A 17,880-nucleotide genomic window follows, 5' to 3' on the forward strand; every position below is an offset into this window, starting at 1 on the left:
AATTTATACTAAAGTAAATAAAAATCCGTTATAATGACGTGTTTTACCGACAAAATGAATTAAGGTTTTCATAATTTATTACATTTAGTTTGGATTATTTAAAAAAAATTATACATTTGCCATCCCCAATACAAATATTAATTACTAGTTATCAATGATTTACAAAATTTATATTATTGTTTTTTTCTGTTTTTTTTCAATTAAACCTACTAAAGATAAAGCAATAAATTCCACTACGCATGAAGTTGTTTTGCACTTAGCTGAAAACAAAACACTTTCAAAAACAGAAAAAAAATTTTCTTTGATAGAAGAAAACTCCACAACAGTACCTTCGCTTGAAAGTTTTGAAGTAGCTTTTGAAGGCTATGAAAATTTAAAATCTCAAAATAAATTAGAGAATAGTATTCTAACTATAATTGACTTTAGTTTGTCTTCAAACCAAAAAAGATTGTGGGTTATAGATATGGATTCTAATGAAGTTTTATTTCACACACTAGTTGCTCACGGAATGAATTCTGGTCAAGAATTTGCAACAAACTTTTCAAATAAATCAGAATCTCATCAAAGTAGTCTTGGTTTTTATTTAACTGCTGAAATTTATACAGGAAAACACGGATCTTCTTTAAAACTGGATGGAATCGAAAAAGGTGTAAACGACAACGCTAGGGAAAGAGCAATCGTAATTCACGGTGCTGATTATGTAAGTGAAACTTTTGCAAGAAATAATGGTAGATTAGGAAGAAGTCAGGGTTGTCCAGCTTTGCCAAATAATTTAACAAGCAAAATTATTTCTAAAATTAAGAATAAATCGGTTTTATTTATTTATCATCCTTCAAGAAAATCAGGTCTTGTCAAGGGATTTGTATCTTAATTTTTCGTAAAGTTCTTCATCTAATTTATAAACATCTGGACAAAAAATAATTTCTTTTTTATCAACCCAGCATGTATAATATAGTTGAAATACTTTCACATTAATCTTTATTGGAACAACTTTGGTTTTTGCTTTTTTGATTATAGTGTCAATTTCAGATTCTTTCCAAAATTCTTCATCATCTTTCATCAACATTATCTTTGCAAAAGGTAAAGGTTCTTCAATACGAACACAACCTGAACTTAAAGCTCTGTTTGAACGTGAAAAATATTCCCTATGATTAGTATCATGCAAATACACCATATACTTATTTGGAAAATTAAATTTAACTAAACCAAGCGAGTTATTGTAGCCAGGCCTTTGAACATATCTGTATCGTTTGTAATTTTCATAATCCCAATCTTTTGGTTTAATAGTGTCTTTTTTATTATTTAATATTGTAATTCGATTACGAGTAAAATAACTAAGATTTTTCGAAGCTGAAGGAACCAAATCTTCTTTTAAAATAGTTGGAGGAACAGTCCATGTTGGATTAAAAACTAAATTGTTAATTTTTGAAGTTAATATAGGTGTTTTTCTAGATGGTTTTCCAACTACAATTCGCTTAGTTTCTATAGTATCATTTTCAAACACAAAATGAAGTTTGTATTCTGGAATATTTATCGAAATATAATTTTCTCCGAAATCTTCTGGAAACCATTTCCATCGTTCTAAGTTAGCTTTTAGTTGTTCAATTCGTTTTTCTTTTGAATAATTTAATGCTTCGACAGTTCCTTTTCCTATTACTCCATCTGCGGATAAACTATTACGCTGTTGAAATTTTTTCACAGCTTTTATGGTTTCAGCATCATAAATAGAAGTTCCGTTGTTGGAAGCTAAATCATCCCAATAAACTAATTTTTGTTTAATAACTTGAATCGTTTTTGATGAATCATTCGGTACAATTTTAGTTTCAACAATTGTTTTCGGAAAATTGTAGTCTGATTTCTTTAGTATAGACTTCAATCCTTCTTTTAAGTCTAGGTATAGTTTGTTCTTTACAGTAACATCAATTAATAAATCATTGATTTCATTCTTTTGGATAGCTTCTATTATTTTTTCAATTTTAATTGGACTTTTATAAGGTAAGTCCCAATCATTGTACAAATCTCTTGGATTCAATTTTCCTTTATGCAAATGATCAGCTAGGTTTTTAAATCCGTTTGACAGTAATAAATCAAAAGTTTGATAATCACTATAATTTATTTTAGTTCTGTTTTTCTCAAAATAATCTATTTCTTTTAAATGATAATCTTCAGGGAATAATCCGTCTTGTTCACTATTTTTTATAAAGGCAATTAATGTTTTTCTGTTTTTATCATCATTCCAAATTATTTTATTACCAAAAGAAGCATAAAGCTCGTTGATGAAATCATTCTCTTTTTCTAAAAATTCAGGCTTGATAATATGGTTAATAGAATCTTGATCCACAATGAAATTTGACTCTTTTATAGGCGTTTTTTTTTCTTTACAGCTTAGTAAACAAACAATCGTTAAAAGTATAAAAAGGAAGTATTTTTTACTCATATATCTCAAATATAGTTTTATTTCTAAAGATTAAAAAATGCTATATCAATTTCTTAAACATAATATAATGTAATCCGATGTTTTTTATATCAAAAGGTTTGCCATTTGTTGTGTAATTCAATTTTTGATAGAAGTCTTTTGCCTTTTCTCTTGCGTTAAACCAAATTAGGCTTGCATTTATGTTTAAACAATATGTTTCAACTTTTTGAATTAATAATTTTCCATATCCTTTTTGTTGATATTCATCTAAAACAGCCATTCCTCTAATTTGATATTGTTTGATTTCATTAAAATTTTCATTTTTTTGTTCGAATAGTGAAACAACTCCGACTACTTTTTCATCTATAATAAGGCCAAAATGCCTTGTTGAATCTTTTTCATCATCTTCAAAATAACAAGTTTCAATAGGTTTTCCCTTTCTTAATACTAAATGTCTAACAGGATATGTGTTTTTTTTGTCAATTTCTTTAATCGTTATCAATTTCTAAAGTTTTGTTTATTAATTGGTTAAGTTGAAAAATTAAATTAATGTAAATTTAAGATAAAAAAACAGTAAAATATTTCATTAAAAGTTTGCAAATAAAAAAAGATTTGCTGTATATTTGCACCATGGTAATGCGAAAGTAGCTCAGTTGGTAGAGCTCCAGCCTTCCAAGCTGGTTGTCGCGAGTTCGAGCCTCGTCTTTCGCTCCAAAAAAACCTCAAACAAGTGTTTGAGGTTTTTTTATGCAAAAAAGAGTCAAGAAGTTTATCCCGATTTTTTCGGGAAGCCTCGTCTTTCGCTCTTTATTAAAAGTCTAATCTCACAAGGTTAGACTTTTTTTCTTTTAAACCATTTAGGTATTAAGATTCATTTAAACATGAAAAGCTTAATATTTCTAAACTTCTAAATGGTTTAAAATTATTTTTCTTATTTTAAATTACTTAATTCTGTTTCTGTTTCAATTTCAATTGGTTTTTCATTTGGTTTAAATAAACGGGCTGTTAAACTCCCTTTAAGTTTTATTGAATCTCCATTCACTTCTAACCAACTTCCTTCTCTCAATCCTAAAACTGATTGTGGATTATAAAAATGAAATTCTTTGATTCGAGTTTCACGAGTTTCACCCATATGAGTCGAATTTGTATCTGGATCTAGATAATGGGGATTGATGTTAAATGAAACCAAACCTAATGTTCTAAAACTTGGTGGATAAGTTACAGGCATATCATTTGTTGTTCCCATGGTTAGTCCACAAATATTGCTTCCAGCGCTTGTTCCTAAATAGGGTGTTCCGTTTTTAACTACTTTTTCTATACTATCTAAAATATTGTTTTTGTATAGCTCATTTACTAGGACAAACGTATTTCCACCGCCTACAAAAATAGCTTCTGCATTTTCAATAGCCTCAATTGGATTTTTAAATTCATGAATACCTTTTACATTTATGTTGATTTTCGCAAAAGTCTCACTTACTTTTTCAGTATATTCACTATGAGATAAGCCGCTTGGTCTTGCATAAGGAACGAAAAGTAAATTTTTCACTTCTTCAAAATGTAGTTTTAGTGTTGGAAGTAAATAATCTAAATATCCACCATTGTGAAGAGTCGATGTGCTTGCAATAATTATTTTTTTCATTTATAATTGAATTAAATCTGTCATATAATTACAAATTTACATTTTTGCCTTAACATAAGTTTATAATCCTTTTAGATTTTGTTATGATTTCAATCAATTATATTTACCAAAGAAATTAATCAAAATTTATGCATAAAAAACTACTTCTATTTATTTTAATTTTTCCTTTATTAATTATAGCTCAAAATGATTCTATAATTAAAGGTAAAATTGTGTCCGAAATTAAAGATTTAGGCGGTGTTCATATTATAAATATTTCCAATATTGCTGGAACAGTTTCAGATAATCAAGGTTATTTTACGATTAAAGCAAAAGTTTCAGATACATTATTATTTAGTGCGGTTTTTTTAGAAAAGAAAAAGCATGTTGTGACAAAAGAAGAAATTACTGAAAAGTTGGTTTTAATTCCAATTGCACCATCAACCGAATATCTTAAAGAAGTTGTTTTAACCGAATATCCTGATATAAATGCAGTTTCCTTGGGAATTCTTCAGAAAGCACCCAAAACCTACACAAAAGCGGAAAGAAATCTTAAGGCAGCGGGAACCCTAAAATGGTATAGTCCATTGTTAATTCCACTTGGAGGAATGAGCGTTGATGGTTTAATCAATCAAGTTAGTGGAAGAACCAACATGCTTAAAAAGGAGCTTATTATCGAAAGAAAAGAAATTCTACAAGAGAAAACATTAGATTACTTTGATAATGAATATTTGATTAAAACCTTACATATCCCTGAAGAATATGTAGATGGATTTATTTATTATGTTGTTGAAGATGTTCCTTTTTCAAATGCAATGAAAGCTAAAAATAAAACACGAGCTACTTTTTTATTACACCAATTGGCTGTTGATTTTTTAAATTTAAAAGAGATTCCGTTAAAAGTTGAAGACAGAAAAGAAAATCTATCCCAACAAATTAAAGAAGACAAAGATGAAAAATAAACTACTTTATACCTTTTTATTGGTTTCATTTATTTCATTTTCTCAAGTTAAAGAAAGAGATTTAATAGTTGGGAAAATAAAATCTGATTCTCTTGAAGTTGAAAATATCACAATTTTTAACGTTTCTTCTAATATTGGATCAATAACAGATGTAGATGGAAAGTTTTCAATAAAGATTAGAGAAAAAGACACTTTAGTAATTCAAGGTTTAGCTTACTTGTCCACAAAGTATATAGTTCAAAAAACAGATTTAGACAAAGAGGTTTTAGAAATATATTTAAGAACAAAAATTAATGAGCTTAATGAAGTTGAAGTTTCTCCTTACACTTTAACTGGAGTTTTAGAAGTAGATACAGATAAAATAAAAACGTATGGTTTTGCAATTTCAATGGGAGATTTAAAAAAATTAAAACCTAATGATATAAGGGATACTCGAGTGATTAATACAGCGATGCCAACAACTTTAGCTCAAACGCCAGTAAATTTTTTAGCAATTTTTGGTTTTATCGGCAAAGGAATCAAAGAATTAGTGGGAAGTGATAAGAAAAAAATATCGGCTTCTGAAAAAGCTTTTAATGAAAGACGACTAAAAGACGTAGCATCAAAACCTTTTGGCGAGCACATGAAAGAACAATTTTCGAATCATTTTTTTGTCAATCAATTAAAAATTAAAAATGAAGATATTCCAATGTTTTTAGCTTTTTCAGAAACTTCAGCAAGTGAATTGGTCGAGTTTTTAAAACCAGAAAACCATTTAAAATTAATAGAATATTTAATTTCTAAAGCAGAAGCTTTTAAAAAACAACAAAAAGAAGAATAAAATTTTATATTTGCTAAATGAAAAGGTTTATTATTATAACTGTTTTGCTTTTTTTATCATTGTCGTTTACTTCATTTTCAACGCACAAGTTCTATATTGGAGTTTATCAAGTGGATTACAAACAAGATAAGAAAGAGTTTCAAATTACATCAAGAGTTTTTATTGATGACGTAGAAAAGGCTTTAGAAACTAAATTTAAGAAAAAGCTTAATTTAGCAACATCTAAAGAAAATAAAGAATCTGAAGCTTTAATTGTTGCTTATTTTAAAGAGAAATTTAAAATCTCAGTAAACAATAAGCCTCAAGAAATGGTTCTTTTAGCAAAAGAATATGAAGATGATGTGCTTATTTGCTATCATAAAATAAGCTATTCAGGAAAAATAAAATCTTTAAATATTTATAATTCAATCTTAATAGAGCAGTTTTCTGAGCAACAAAATTTGCTTCATATTAACATAAACAGTAACAAAAAAAGTTTTTTGTTTACTAATAGCAATACAAAAGAAGAAATAGAATTTTAATTACTAACTATAACTAACCTAATGAAAACTAAATTAACTTTAATTTTTTGTGCTTTTCTTACCTTTTTTGGGACAATTAACGCCCAAGAAAAACAAGAAGACAAAAAGAAAGAACAAGGACATTACAACGAAAATAAATTTCGTCAAATGTATGACTTATTAGCAACGCCTAATATGTTTAGAACAGCTTCTGGTGCACCTGGACCAGCTTACTATCAACAACAAGCGGATTATAAAATCAATGTTGAGGTAGATGATAAAAATGCAAAATTATACGGAACAGAAACTATAACTTATACAAATAATGCTCCAGAATCATTAGATTATTTGTGGATTCAGTTAGATCAAAACATGCGTTCTCGTACTTCTCAAACTCCTTTAGTTGGTAACGAAAGAATAAGTCCAGCTTTAACAGAAGATAAATTTGCTAAAGAATTTATGGAGAAAGGTTTTGATGGAGGACATAATTTAGAATATGTAAAAGATGCTAAAGGAAATCCAATGAAATATATAATCAATAACACAATGATGCGTATTGATTTAGACAAACCATTAAAAAATAAAGAAAAAGTAACTTTTTCAATTAAATGGTGGTACAATATTAATAATTATAGAGTTGATGGTGGTCGTTCTGGTTATGAAGAATTTGAAGATGGAAATCGCTTATATGTAATGGCGCAATTCTTTCCAAGAATGGCTGTTTATAACGATGTAGAAGGTTGGCAAAATATGCAGTTTTGGGGAAGAGGTGAATTCGCTCTTGTTTTTGGAGATTATGATGTTAGCATAACAGTTCCTGCTGATCATAAAATGGAAGCAACTGGAGAACTTCAAAATAGAAAAGATGTTTATTCTGCAGAACAAATCAAAAGATGGGAAAAAGCAGAAAACACTTTTGATAAACCAGTAATCATTGTTACTCAAGCAGAAGCAGAAGCAGCAGAAAAAGGTTTTTCAGACAAAAAGAAAACTTGGCACTTTAAAGCAAAAAATGTGCGTGATTTTGGATTCTCTACTTCACGTAAATTTATGTTAGATGCAATGGCTGTTCAATTAGAAACGGTTAAACCAATGGCAATCTCAATTTATCCAAAAGAATCGAATCCACTTTGGGGTGATTTTTCAACTAAAGCTGTAGCTCAAACTTTAGTTACTTACTCAAAACATACGTTTGATTATCCTTATCCAAAAGCTGTTTCAGTTTCAGCACAAGATCAAGGAATGGAATACCCAATGATTTGTTGGAATTTTGGTCGTCCAGAAAAAGACGGAACTTATACAGACAGAACTAAATACGGAATGTTAGGTGTAATTATTCACGAAGTTGGTCATAACTATTTTCCAATGATTGTTAATTCAGATGAAAGACAATGGACTTGGATGGATGAAGGTTTGAATACTTTCTTAGAATATTTAACAGAATTAGAGTTTGATGCAAATTTCCCAACAGATAGAGGTCCAGCAGCTAAAATTGTACCTTACATGAAAGGAAATCAAAAATTCATTGCTCCAATTATGTCTAACTCTGAAAATATTTTTCAATTTGGTTCGAACGCATACGGAAAACCAGCAACAGGTTTAAATATTCTTCGTGAAACAGTTATGGGACATGAATTATTTGATCATGCCTTCAAAACTTACGCGCAACGTTGGAAATTTAAACATCCAACTCCAGAAGATTTCTTTAGAACAATGGAAGATGCTTCTGCAGTAGATTTAGATTGGTTTTTTAGAGGATGGTTCTATTCAACAGATTATGTTGATTTAGGAATTAAAGAAGTAAAAGAATATTATGTTTCTATGGAACCAACTTCAGAAATGAAGGATTATAAAATGAGAACTGGACGTTTTACTTATAATGAAGGACCATTTATTTATCTTGTTGATGCAAATCACAAGGAATTTAACGCTAAGAATAAAAAAGCATTTGAAATTAAAGATGTCAAAATGTTAGCTGATTATGTTAATGAGCATTATACAGCAGACGAAAAACGCGAATTAAAATCTCCTAAATTTTTCTATGAAGTTGAATTCGAAAAACCAGGAGGAATGATTATGCCGATTATTGTTGAATTACAATTTGAAGACGGAACTACAGAAACTCAAAAATTCCCAGCTCAAATTTGGAGAATGAATAATGATGCTGCTAAACGTGTTTTTGCAACAGATAAAAAAATTGTAAAAATTCAATTAGATCCAAAATTAGAGACGGCTGATATTGATGTGGAAAACAACACATGGCCTAAAGAAGCAGCAAAATCTAAATTTGATGAATTAGAAAAGAAATAAGTATAATTCTTCAACAAAATAAGTTAAACCTTTGTCAAAATTTCAAACTTTGGCAAAGGTTCTTTTTTTCTTTGTAACTTTGCACAGTAAATAAAATTCAATACCATGTTTGGAATAGGAGGAGGAGAACTTTTCTTCATTATATTAATTTCAATTATGATTTTTGGTTCCAAAGGAATTCCAGATGTCGCTCGATTTTTGGGAAAAACAATGGCACAACTAAAAAATGCATCTAATGAAATTAAAAGTGAAATACAAAGAAGTGCAACAGAAAGCGGAGTTGATGTAAATTCACTTACGGGAGGAATTTCTGACGAAATTAAAAAAGCAAAAGAAGGAATCGCTAAAGCAGTAAATCCTATGGAAAATATAGCGTCTGACATTACGACTCCAATAGAAAAAGTAAAAGAAGATATTGAGAATTTATCTGGACCTATAAAAAGACAACTATAACTTTGGAAGAATTATTAAAATTAGATAAAGAACTCTTTGTTTTTTTAAACGGTTTAGGAAGTGCTCCTTATGATGATTTTTGGAGTATAATCACAAAACAAATTTATTGGTCACCTTTGTTTGTTGGAATTTTCTATTTAATTCAAAAGAAAGTTGGCTGGAAAAACTTCGGAATTATAATCGTTTTCTTGGCTCTTTTTATCACTTTTACAGATCAGATTACTAATTTGTTTAAAAGTGGATTTGAGCGTTTAAGACCTTGCAATGATCCTGAAATTAAAGATATAATTAGAGTTGTTATTCATAGAAATTCATTTAGTTTCTTCTCAGGTCATGCTTCAAACTCAATGGGCGCAACACTTTTTATTTTCTTAATTATTAGAAAATATTATAAGCATACTTATCTGTTATTTTTATTTCCTTTAATTTTTGCTTACAGTAGAATTTACTTAGGATTGCACTTTCCATTGGATATACTAACAGGTTATGCCTTTGGAATTATAAATGCAATTATCTTTTATAAATTATATACTTTATTTATGAATAAATTTTTTTATAAATAAGCTATAGTACTCTTGTAACGGTTAGTCCATCGCGAATGGGCAATAAAACGGTTTCAACTCTTGGGTCTTCATTGATCAGTTTATTGTATTCAATTAAAACTTTTGTACTTGTGTCTTTTGGATTTAACTCTTCCAAGACTTTTCCGCTCCATAAAACGTTATCAGATAAGATAATTCCACCTATATTCATCATTGGGACAATCATGTGGTAATAATTGATGTAGTTTTCTTTATCAGCATCAATAAAAACCAAATCAAATTTTTTATTTAAAGCCGGAATAATTTCCATAGCATCTCCTAAATGTGAAATAATTTGATTTTTGAAATCAGATAAGCCAAAATATTTTTCCTGAATTTCAACTAATTCTTCATTAATATCAATAGTATCTAATGTTCCTTCTTTTTGCAAACCTTCGGCTAAACATAAAGCAGCATAACCAGTGTAAGTTCCAATTTCTAAAATATGTTTTGGATGAATAATTTTAGACAACATACTCAAAACTCTTCCTTGAAAATGACCACTAAGCATTCTCGGTTGCATAATTTTTTGATGCGTTTCAATATCTAATTCTTTCAAAAGTTGAGGTTCATTTTGACTGTGATTAGCTACGTAATTTTCTAAATTTTCTGATATAAAGTGCATAATTAAAAAAATAGTTAGGTGCAAAAATACAAATTCCAACACTTCTACTTCTAATTTCTGAATTCTAATTTCAAAATTCCTAACTTTGCACCATGCAAACGAAAAAAAAGGATATTAGAGCTTTAACAAAAGAACAACTTCGTGAGTTTTTCGAAAAAAACGGAGATAAGGCTTTTCGAGGAAATCAAGTTTACGAATGGTTGTGGAGCAAACGAGCTCATACTTTTGAAGACATGACCAATGTTTCAAAAGAAACACGTGCTATGTTAGAAGCAAATTTCGTAATTAATCATATAAAAGTTGATACTATTCAGCGTAGTGAAGACGGAACGGTTAAAAATGCTGTTCGTTTGCATGATGATTTAGTTGTTGAAAGTGTTCTTATTCCAACTAAAACTAGAACTACTGCTTGTGTGTCAAGTCAAGTGGGTTGTAGTTTGGATTGTAATTTTTGTGCAACGGCTCGTTTAAAACGCATGCGTAATTTACAACCAGATGAGATTTATGATCAAGTCGCTGCAATAGATAATGAAAGTCGTTTGTATTTTGACAGACCTTTATCAAACATTGTTTTTATGGGAATGGGTGAACCTTTGATGAATTACCCTAACGTAATGAAGTCTATAGAAATGATTACTTCAAAAGAAGGGTTAGGAATGTCACCAAAAAGAATAACAATTTCTACTTCTGGAGTTTCAAAAATGATAAAAAAAATGGCTGATGACGAAACAAAAGTCAAATTAGCTGTTTCACTTCATTCAGGAATAGAAGAGATTCGAAATAAAATCATGCCTTTTACCAAAAACTTTCCTTTAACCGAATTGCGTGAAGCCTTAGAATATTGGTACAAAAAAACAAAAAGTGCTATTACTTACGAATATGTCGTTTGGAAAGGAATTAACGATGATAAAGCCTCTATCGATGCCTTAGTGAAATTCTGTAAATACGTTCCTTGTAAAGTCAATTTGATAGAATATAACCCAATTGATGATGGAGAATTTCAACAAGCTTCTGAGCAAGCAACAAATGATTATATTGTTGCATTAGAAAAAAATAAGATTACTGTAAAAGTCAGAAGAAGTCGTGGAAAAGATATTGATGCAGCTTGCGGACAATTAGCTAACAAATCATAAATTTAAGTGAAGTATATTAATTTCCTTTTTAGCTTCAATCAAATAGTCTATTTTTGTTCTTAATATGAAAATAGTCGAACAGATAAAGCAACCTATTACTAGAGAAATGAAACTTTTTGAAAAGAAGTTTCACGAATCAATGTCTTCAAAAGTCGCTTTATTAAACAGAATTACTTATTATATTGTAAATCGAAAAGGAAAACAAATGCGACCTATGTTTGTTTTCTTAACCGCTAAAATGGTTTCTCAAGGTCAAGTAAACGAACGGACTTATCGCGGTGCTTCAGTTATTGAATTAATTCATACTGCAACTCTTGTTCATGATGATGTAGTGGATGATAGCAACAAACGAAGAGGTTTTTTCTCTATTAATGCACTTTGGAAAAATAAAATTGCGGTTTTAGTGGGAGATTATTTGCTTTCAAAAGGATTATTACTTTCTATTGATAATAACGATTTTGATTTATTAAAAATAATTTCGGTTGCAGTTCGCGAAATGAGTGAAGGTGAATTGCTTCAGATTGAAAAAGCACGAAGATTAGATATTACTGAAGACATTTACTACGAAATTATTCGACAAAAAACAGCTACACTTATTGCTGCCTGTTGTTCATTAGGAGCTTGTTCTGTTGCTCCAGAAAATACTGAAGTTGTCGAAAAAATGCGAAAATTTGGTGAATTAATCGGAATGGCTTTTCAAATTAAAGATGATTTATTCGATTACACAGATGATGCCATTGGAAAACCAACAGGTATTGACATCAAAGAACAAAAAATGACTTTGCCTTTAATTTATGCTTTGAATAATTGTTCTTCAAAAGAAAAAAAATGGGTAATTAATTCAGTCAAAAATCATAATAAAGACAAAACAAGAGTCAAAGAAGTAATCCAATTTGTTAAAGACAAAAACGGATTGGTTTACGCGGAGCAAAAAATGGTGCAATTTCAACTAGAAGCACTTCAACTACTACAAGATTTTCCCGAATCAGATTATAAAGCTTCTTTAGTTTTAATGGTTAACTACGTTATTGAGAGAAAGAAATAGATTTTAAAAATTCCAAAAAATAAATTCCAAATTCCAAAAGATTAACGAATAACAATTGAACTTTAATAAGAAACACATTGGAATTTAGAATTTTAAATATTGGATTTTATTTTTCATTTACAACCATTTCAAATTCATTCTCGTCTATGTTAATAGAAGGTATTCAAACTTCTAATTTCTGAATTCTAAATTCAAAAAATGAAAGTAATACAATTACATCAAAAAGAAAAAAACTTAATTCAATTGGCTGTCGAAAATAACCGACAAGCACAACACCAGTTGTATGCTAATTTTTCACCTAAGATGTTAAGTGTTTGCCGACAATATATTAAAGATGTGCATCATGCTGAAGATGTTATGATAACTGCTTTTATGAAAGTATTTACCAACATTAAAAAGTTTGAGCATAATGGAAGTTTTGAAGGTTGGATAAGAAGAATCATGGTGAATGAATGTATTGATTATTTGCGAGTCAAGAAGAACAATTTTAATCATCAGAATATAGAAGAAACAGTTTTACCGAATGATTTTTCAGAAGAGCAAGATTTTTCAACAGACGATATTCAATTGTTGATTGATAATTTGCCAGAAGGTTGCAAAATGGTTTTCAATCTTTATATAATGGAAGGATATAAACACAACGAAATAGCAAAGATGTTAAAGATTAATGAAGGAACATCAAAATCACAATTAGCTCACGCACGCAAATTATTGCAAGAGCAAATTAACAAACTAAAGAATAATCAAAATGGGACTAAATAATTTTGAAAAACAAGTTCAACAAAAAATAAGCAATCGCGAGATAAAACCCAGTTTAAATTCTTGGGATAGACTCGATGCTATGTTAAGTGTTGAAGAAAAACCAAAGAAAAAGGGATTTTTTTGGATAAATATTGCAGCATCATTTATTGTGCTTGCTTCAATTGGATATTATTTTTATAATCAAAGTGAAGTTCTGATTCCTTCCAAAGAAGATTCAATAATTGTTGAAGAAAATTCAGAATTCAGAATTCAGCATTCAGAAAATAATCAAGAGAAAACAGAAACTGGAAAAGATAAAATAGAAAATAGAGAAGTTAGACAAGAAGTTTTAGTTAGTAATAATAGTAATTCGAATCAAATACATAAGCTTTCAAATACTTCAAAAATTAATATTCAGGAATTAGCAATCAATAATCAAGAGGTTTCAGTCATCAATCAATCAAAAGAAAACAATAACAATAAGGTTTCTTTTACTGGAACAAATGATCAACCAGTGACAAGTGAAAATAAATACACTTCAGCCGAAAAATTATTAGCAGAAGTTAGTAACACAAAATATGAAACTAAAAGTTCAGCTAAAGAAATTAAAAACATTAAAAAAAGAATTTCTGTAAACCCAAATTCATTATTGTCAAACGCAGAAACAGAAATTTACCAATCATTTAGAGAAAACGCTTTAGAGCGTCTAAATAAAAATTATAATGCTATAAAAACAGTTTTAGCAAATAGAAATTATGAAGACGAATTATAATAATCATCAAAAATCAATCATTAATCAAAAAACGAAAATCATGCAAAAAATTATTTTTTACACTATTATTATGTTAGTTTCATTTGTGGGAAAGACATTCGCACAAGAAAAAACCTTTGAAGAACGAGCCAAAGAAATTGGAAATCAAATAGAAATAATTACCAAAGAAGAAAAAAAGGCACTAAAAGTCGAAATTGAAGCTTTAGATAAACAAATTATTGAAGGAAAGATCACCAAAGAAAAAGCGGACGAATTAAAATTAAAAATAGCAGAAGAACGTGCTTCAAATATTGAAACAAAAGTAGCAATTGAAGAAGAAAAACTAAATCAATTGGTTCAGGATAAGGTAGATGGAAAAATCATGTATGAAACTGATACAACATCTGTAAGGATTGGGAAAAGATTAGTTCTTAAATATGAAAATGACACTATTAAAAATAAGTATAAAGAATACAAAGAGCGAAGAACAACTTCTCAATTTGTCTTTGCATTAGGATTAAATAATTTAATTACCAAAGGACAAGATTTAGAAAATTCAGACTACAGATTTTGGGGCTCACATTTTTATGAATGGGGAATAACCTACAATACAAGAATATTAAAAGAAAATAATTTGTTGCATTTTAAGTATGGTTTTTCAGTTATGTATAATAATCTTCGTCCAACAGAAAATAGATTTTTTGAAAAAGAAGGAGAGCAAACTGTTTTAATGAGCAATACAATTGACCCTGCTCAAAATAGCATTTCTATTAAAGACTCTCGTTTAAGAAATGTATATTTAGTTGCTCCTTTGCATTTAGAGTTTGATTTATCTGGAAGTTCCACAAAAAATGATAAAACGTATTTTAAGACACATCAATCATTAAGATTAGGAATTGGAGGTTATGGTGGTTTTAGAGTAAAAACAAAGCAAATAGTCAAATATGATGTGGATAATAAAGAAGTAAAACAAAAAACAAAAGACGATTTCAATGCTTCTAATTTTATTTATGGATTAAGTGCATATTTAGGGTATAAAGAAACTAGTTTATATGTAAAATACGATATCAATCCATTATTCAAAAATAACGCACTTGATCAAAACAACATTTCATTAGGACTTCGTTTCGATTTTAATTAAATTTGAGTTTAGTTTTATACTTTCCTACAAGGTTTTTATAATCTTGTAGGTTTTTTGTTTTATAACTTATATGCATAAATAAAATAATAAAACTTAGAATCTTTGTACCTTTGAGACTTTCAAACTAAAAAAAATTGATTGCACAAGCTTCCATAGAAACTGTTTTTGAAACTGCTCGAGTAGAGGAGGTAATTGGTGATTTCGTAAATCTTAAACGCGCAGGAAGTAATCTAAAAGGATTAAGTCCTTTTGTAGATGAAAAATCTCCTTCGTTTATGGTTTCTCCAGTAAAGCAAATATGGAAGGATTTCTCCAGTGGAAAAGGTGGAAATGTAGTTTCATTCTTAATGGAACACGAACATTTTACTTATCCAGAAGCCATTCGTTATTTAGCCAAAAAATATAATATTGAATTAGAAGAAACCGTTCAGACAGATGATGATTTGGCTATTGCTAATGAAAAAGAAAGTATGTATTTGGTTTCTGAATTTGCCAGTAAATATTTTCAGGATATTTTATGGAATAATGATGAAGGAAAAGCAATTGGTTTAAGTTATTTCAAAGAAAGGGGTTTCACTTCTGATACTATAAAAAAATTCAATTTAGGATATTCTCCAGAAAGTTGGGACGCTTTTACAAAAGAAGCTTTAGGTAAAGGTTATAAATTAGATTATTTAGACAAAACCGGACTTTCAATAGTTAAAGAAGATAAGCAATTTGACCGATTTAAAGGTCGTGTGATGTTTCCTATTCAGAGTATGAGTGGAAGGGTATTAGGATTTGGTGGTCGAATTTTAACGAATGATAAAAAAGCAGCCAAGTATTTAAATTCACCCGAAAGTGATATTTACCATAAAAGTAAAGTCCTTTACGGAATTTATCACGCTAAACAAGCTATTGCAAAACAAAATAACTGTTATTTAGTAGAAGGTTATACCGATGTTATTCAATTCAATCAAACCGGAATTGAGAATGTAGTTTCTTCTTCTGGAACAGCTTTAACTCCAGATCAAATTCGATTGATAAATCGTTTAACGCCAAACATTACTGTTCTTTTTGATGGTGATGCTGCGGGTTTGCGTGCTTCTGTTCGTGGAATTGATTTAATTTTGGAAGCTGGAATGAACGTAAAGGTTTGTACGTTTCCTGATGGTGAAGATCCAGATAGTTTTGCCAAAAAAACTTCTTATGATGATTTAGTACTTTATTTAGAAGAGAATGCTAAAGACTTCATTCAGTTTAAAGCTTCCTTATTGATGTTGGATGCAAAAAATGATCCTATCAAGAAAGCCGATTTGATTCGTGATATGGTTGTAAGTATTTCAAAAATTCCAGATAGAATTAAACGAGAAATCTATATTCAAGAATGTGCTCGAATAATGGATATTTCTGAAGATGTTTTGTTTAATACTTTGGCACAATTAGTTAAAAAAGATGTTTCTAATGCCAACAAACAATATAAATCTGATCAAAAAGCTTTCGACGTTGTTAAAAATGATACAGCTGCACAAACTACCAAAGTTGATATTCAATATGTATTAGAACATCAAATTATTCAAATTTTGTTACTGTACGGTGATCTTGAAGAAGATTTTGAAGACATTACTCATCAGGCTGACGAAGAAGGTGAATTATATGAGCACAAAGAAATTAATAAATACAAAGTATATCAACGCATTTATCTGAGTTTACAAGAAGATGAGGTTAAATTAGCAAATCCAATATTTAGTGCTATTTATAACGATATAATAGCTTATTACAACAGAATTGAAAAGTTTGACATAGAACATTATTTGCAACAAATTCCAGAAGAAATTGCGCAAGAAGTCACATCAATCTTAATGAATGAAGAAAGAGAAGTTATCCATAATTGGGAAGGTCAGCAAATAGTTGTGAAACTCAAAGAGCAGACCGTTCCTCAATTCGTAACAGAAACAATTTTAACCTTAAGATGGTATTTAGTAAATAAAATTATTGACGAACTCAAATCTGACATAGTTGAAAAGAAACAAGATGATAATACCGAAATTTTATCTATGGTAAGAGATTATTTAGGACTAACCAACGTGTTTTCTAAAAAACTAGGACGGGTAATGAGTAGACATCATTAAACCAATTGAAATATTTTTGCTTTATTTATCAAGTCAATTAAATTAGTAACATTTAATTTATGTAATAAACGCAGTTTGTATGTACTAATGGTTTTTTCGTCTAACCCTAAAGTTTTAGCAATTTCTTTATTCTTTTTACCGTCAGCTAAATATTTTAAAACCTCGATCTCTCTAGCAGATAACTTTTTGTGTAATCGTTCGCTATTTTTAGATTCGTTTTGGTTTAATTTTTTTACAGCTTCACTAGTGTAAATATTTCCCATATCTACTGATTTTATAGCAGCTGCAAAATCCTTCATGCTTGTGTTTTTTTCTAAATATCCTCTTACACCAACTTTTAATGCATTGTTAGCATAAAGAGTTTCAGAAACATTTGAGAAAATAAAGAATTTTGTGGTAGAATAATCTTTGACTAAAATTTTGACATCCCTAATACTAGAAAGGCCAGTTAGTTCAATATCCATTATAACTAAATGAACAACTTTATTGTCCAATAGTTCGTGTAAGTCTTCTAAAGAAGACACATTTCCTATAACATCAAAATCAACAGAATCTTTTAGATATGATTTTATGCCTTGATAGATTACAGGATTCTTATCAGCGACGCAGATTTTAATCATTTTATTTATTATATGTGTAAGTAAAGATATGAAATTATAATAATAATTAACAA

Annotated in this window: 18 protein-coding genes and 1 tRNA gene; 14 read left to right on the top strand and 5 right to left on the bottom strand. The window is 29.1% G+C overall.

The window, feature by feature from the left end; genetic code table 11:
* The first annotated feature begins 301 nt into the window (after positions 1-301).
* On the top strand, positions 302-871 hold the full coding sequence (locus tag G507_RS0115025; RefSeq protein ID WP_245575628.1) for a murein L,D-transpeptidase catalytic domain family protein: 570 nt from the start codon (positions 302-304) through the stop codon (positions 869-871).
* Here G507_RS0115025 and G507_RS0115030 read toward each other — a convergent pair.
* Both G507_RS0115030 and G507_RS0115035 read right to left on the bottom strand, forming a co-directional pair.
* A complete protein-coding gene (locus G507_RS0115030) occupies positions 842-2,437 on the bottom strand; it encodes a L,D-transpeptidase family protein (RefSeq protein ID WP_026718268.1) in 1,596 nt (531 codons plus the stop codon). The genes G507_RS0115025 and G507_RS0115030 overlap by 30 nt on opposite strands.
* 40 nt (positions 2,438-2,477) lie before the next feature.
* Positions 2,478-2,918: a GNAT family N-acetyltransferase gene (locus G507_RS0115035; protein ID WP_026718269.1), complete on the bottom strand. Its 441-nt coding sequence runs from the start codon at positions 2,916-2,918 to the stop codon at positions 2,478-2,480.
* Between the two features lie 136 nt (positions 2,919-3,054).
* Between G507_RS0115035 and G507_RS0115040 the strand changes: the two genes are divergently transcribed.
* Positions 3,055-3,130 (top strand) — tRNA-Gly (locus G507_RS0115040).
* Positions 3,131-3,347: 217 nt separating this feature from the next.
* Here the strand turns inward: G507_RS0115040 and pepE are convergent.
* Complete coding sequence (gene pepE, locus G507_RS0115045; protein ID WP_026718270.1) at positions 3,348-4,055, bottom strand: dipeptidase PepE; 708 nt, start codon at positions 4,053-4,055, stop codon at positions 3,348-3,350.
* Positions 4,056-4,183: 128 nt separating this feature from the next.
* Here pepE and G507_RS0115050 point away from each other — a divergent pair, with 128 nt between their 5' ends.
* From G507_RS0115050 to G507_RS0115075, 6 genes are all read left to right on the top strand, one after another.
* On the top strand, positions 4,184-4,996 hold the full coding sequence (locus tag G507_RS0115050; protein WP_026718271.1) for a peptidase associated/transthyretin-like domain-containing protein: 813 nt from the start codon (positions 4,184-4,186) through the stop codon (positions 4,994-4,996).
* Positions 4,986-5,816 (top strand): carboxypeptidase-like regulatory domain-containing protein, encoded by an 831-nt coding sequence (locus tag G507_RS0115055; RefSeq protein WP_026718272.1) that lies wholly within the window; start codon positions 4,986-4,988, stop codon positions 5,814-5,816. Before G507_RS0115050 ends, G507_RS0115055 begins: the two co-directional genes overlap by 11 nt.
* A gap of 17 nt (positions 5,817-5,833) precedes the next feature.
* Positions 5,834-6,337: a DUF6702 family protein gene (locus G507_RS0115060; RefSeq protein ID WP_026718273.1), complete on the top strand. Its 504-nt coding sequence runs from the start codon at positions 5,834-5,836 to the stop codon at positions 6,335-6,337.
* Positions 6,338-6,358: 21 nt separating this feature from the next.
* Positions 6,359-8,626, top strand: coding sequence for a M1 family metallopeptidase (locus tag G507_RS0115065; protein WP_026718274.1), 2,268 nt, complete (start codon positions 6,359-6,361; stop codon positions 8,624-8,626).
* 105 nt (positions 8,627-8,731) lie between these two features.
* On the top strand, positions 8,732-9,079 hold the full coding sequence (locus tag G507_RS0115070; protein WP_026718275.1) for a Sec-independent protein translocase subunit TatA/TatB: 348 nt from the start codon (positions 8,732-8,734) through the stop codon (positions 9,077-9,079).
* Positions 9,080-9,081: 2 nt separating this feature from the next.
* Positions 9,082-9,642, top strand: coding sequence for a phosphatase PAP2 family protein (locus tag G507_RS0115075; RefSeq protein WP_026718276.1), 561 nt, complete (start codon positions 9,082-9,084; stop codon positions 9,640-9,642).
* A 1-nt stretch (position 9,643) separates the two neighbouring features.
* Here the strand turns inward: G507_RS0115075 and G507_RS0115080 are convergent, their stop codons facing one another.
* Positions 9,644-10,285 carry an O-methyltransferase gene (locus G507_RS0115080; protein WP_026718277.1) on the bottom strand — a complete coding sequence of 214 codons (642 nt, stop codon included), beginning with the start codon at positions 10,283-10,285 and terminating at the stop codon, positions 9,644-9,646.
* A gap of 92 nt (positions 10,286-10,377) precedes the next feature.
* Here G507_RS0115080 and rlmN point away from each other — a divergent pair, with 92 nt between their 5' ends.
* The 6 genes from rlmN to dnaG all read left to right on the top strand — a co-directional run bounded on the left by rlmN (position 10,378) and on the right by dnaG (position 17,207).
* Positions 10,378-11,418 carry a dual-specificity RNA methyltransferase RlmN gene (gene rlmN, locus G507_RS0115085; RefSeq protein ID WP_026718278.1) on the top strand — a complete coding sequence of 347 codons (1,041 nt, stop codon included), beginning with the start codon at positions 10,378-10,380 and terminating at the stop codon, positions 11,416-11,418.
* A gap of 64 nt (positions 11,419-11,482) precedes the next feature.
* The gene (locus tag G507_RS0115090) at positions 11,483-12,463 is read left to right on the top strand and encodes a polyprenyl synthetase family protein (RefSeq protein ID WP_026718279.1); all 981 of its coding nucleotides are present in this window, start codon (positions 11,483-11,485) and stop codon (positions 12,461-12,463) included.
* A 198-nt stretch (positions 12,464-12,661) separates the two neighbouring features.
* Positions 12,662-13,225, top strand: a complete 564-nt coding sequence (locus G507_RS0115095; RefSeq protein ID WP_026718280.1) for an RNA polymerase sigma factor — start codon at positions 12,662-12,664, stop codon at positions 13,223-13,225.
* Positions 13,212-13,976: a hypothetical protein gene (locus tag G507_RS0115100; RefSeq protein WP_026718281.1), complete on the top strand. Its 765-nt coding sequence runs from the start codon at positions 13,212-13,214 to the stop codon at positions 13,974-13,976. Before G507_RS0115095 ends, G507_RS0115100 begins: the two co-directional genes overlap by 14 nt.
* A gap of 40 nt (positions 13,977-14,016) precedes the next feature.
* Positions 14,017-15,096: a hypothetical protein gene (locus G507_RS0115105; protein WP_026718282.1), complete on the top strand. Its 1,080-nt coding sequence runs from the start codon at positions 14,017-14,019 to the stop codon at positions 15,094-15,096.
* Positions 15,097-15,230: 134 nt separating this feature from the next.
* Positions 15,231-17,207, top strand: a complete 1,977-nt coding sequence (gene dnaG / locus G507_RS0115110) for a DNA primase (protein ID WP_026718283.1) — start codon at positions 15,231-15,233, stop codon at positions 17,205-17,207.
* Here the strand turns inward: dnaG and G507_RS0115115 are convergent.
* Entirely contained in the window at positions 17,204-17,827 is a 624-nt protein-coding gene (locus G507_RS0115115; protein ID WP_026718284.1) for a response regulator transcription factor, read from the bottom strand. The genes dnaG and G507_RS0115115 overlap by 4 nt on opposite strands.
* Positions 17,828-17,880: the final 53 nt, after the last annotated feature.

The organism is Flavobacterium gelidilacus DSM 15343 (assembly GCF_000422685.1).
Taxonomy (GTDB): domain Bacteria; phylum Bacteroidota; class Bacteroidia; order Flavobacteriales; family Flavobacteriaceae; genus Flavobacterium; species Flavobacterium gelidilacus.

Excerpts from the sequence above, each read along its gene's own strand:
- G507_RS0115030 (WP_026718268.1), bottom strand. The coding sequence starts at position 2,437 with ATGAGTAAAAAATACTTCCTTTTTATACTTTTAACGATTGTTTGTTTA.
- pepE (WP_026718270.1), bottom strand. The coding sequence starts at position 4,055 with ATGAAAAAAATAATTATTGCAAGCACATCGACTCTTCACAATGGTGGA.
- G507_RS0115050 (WP_026718271.1), top strand. The coding sequence starts at position 4,184 with ATGCATAAAAAACTACTTCTATTTATTTTAATTTTTCCTTTATTAATT.
- G507_RS0115055 (WP_026718272.1), top strand. The coding sequence starts at position 4,986 with ATGAAAAATAAACTACTTTATACCTTTTTATTGGTTTCATTTATTTCA.
- G507_RS0115060 (WP_026718273.1), top strand. The coding sequence starts at position 5,834 with ATGAAAAGGTTTATTATTATAACTGTTTTGCTTTTTTTATCATTGTCG.
- G507_RS0115065 (WP_026718274.1), top strand. The coding sequence starts at position 6,359 with ATGAAAACTAAATTAACTTTAATTTTTTGTGCTTTTCTTACCTTTTTT.
- G507_RS0115070 (WP_026718275.1), top strand. The coding sequence starts at position 8,732 with ATGTTTGGAATAGGAGGAGGAGAACTTTTCTTCATTATATTAATTTCA.
- G507_RS0115080 (WP_026718277.1), bottom strand. The coding sequence starts at position 10,285 with ATGCACTTTATATCAGAAAATTTAGAAAATTACGTAGCTAATCACAGT.
- rlmN (WP_026718278.1), top strand. The coding sequence starts at position 10,378 with ATGCAAACGAAAAAAAAGGATATTAGAGCTTTAACAAAAGAACAACTT.
- G507_RS0115090 (WP_026718279.1), top strand. The coding sequence starts at position 11,483 with ATGAAAATAGTCGAACAGATAAAGCAACCTATTACTAGAGAAATGAAA.
- G507_RS0115095 (WP_026718280.1), top strand. The coding sequence starts at position 12,662 with ATGAAAGTAATACAATTACATCAAAAAGAAAAAAACTTAATTCAATTG.
- G507_RS0115100 (WP_026718281.1), top strand. The coding sequence starts at position 13,212 with ATGGGACTAAATAATTTTGAAAAACAAGTTCAACAAAAAATAAGCAAT.
- G507_RS0115105 (WP_026718282.1), top strand. The coding sequence starts at position 14,017 with ATGCAAAAAATTATTTTTTACACTATTATTATGTTAGTTTCATTTGTG.
- G507_RS0115115 (WP_026718284.1), bottom strand. The coding sequence starts at position 17,827 with ATGATTAAAATCTGCGTCGCTGATAAGAATCCTGTAATCTATCAAGGC.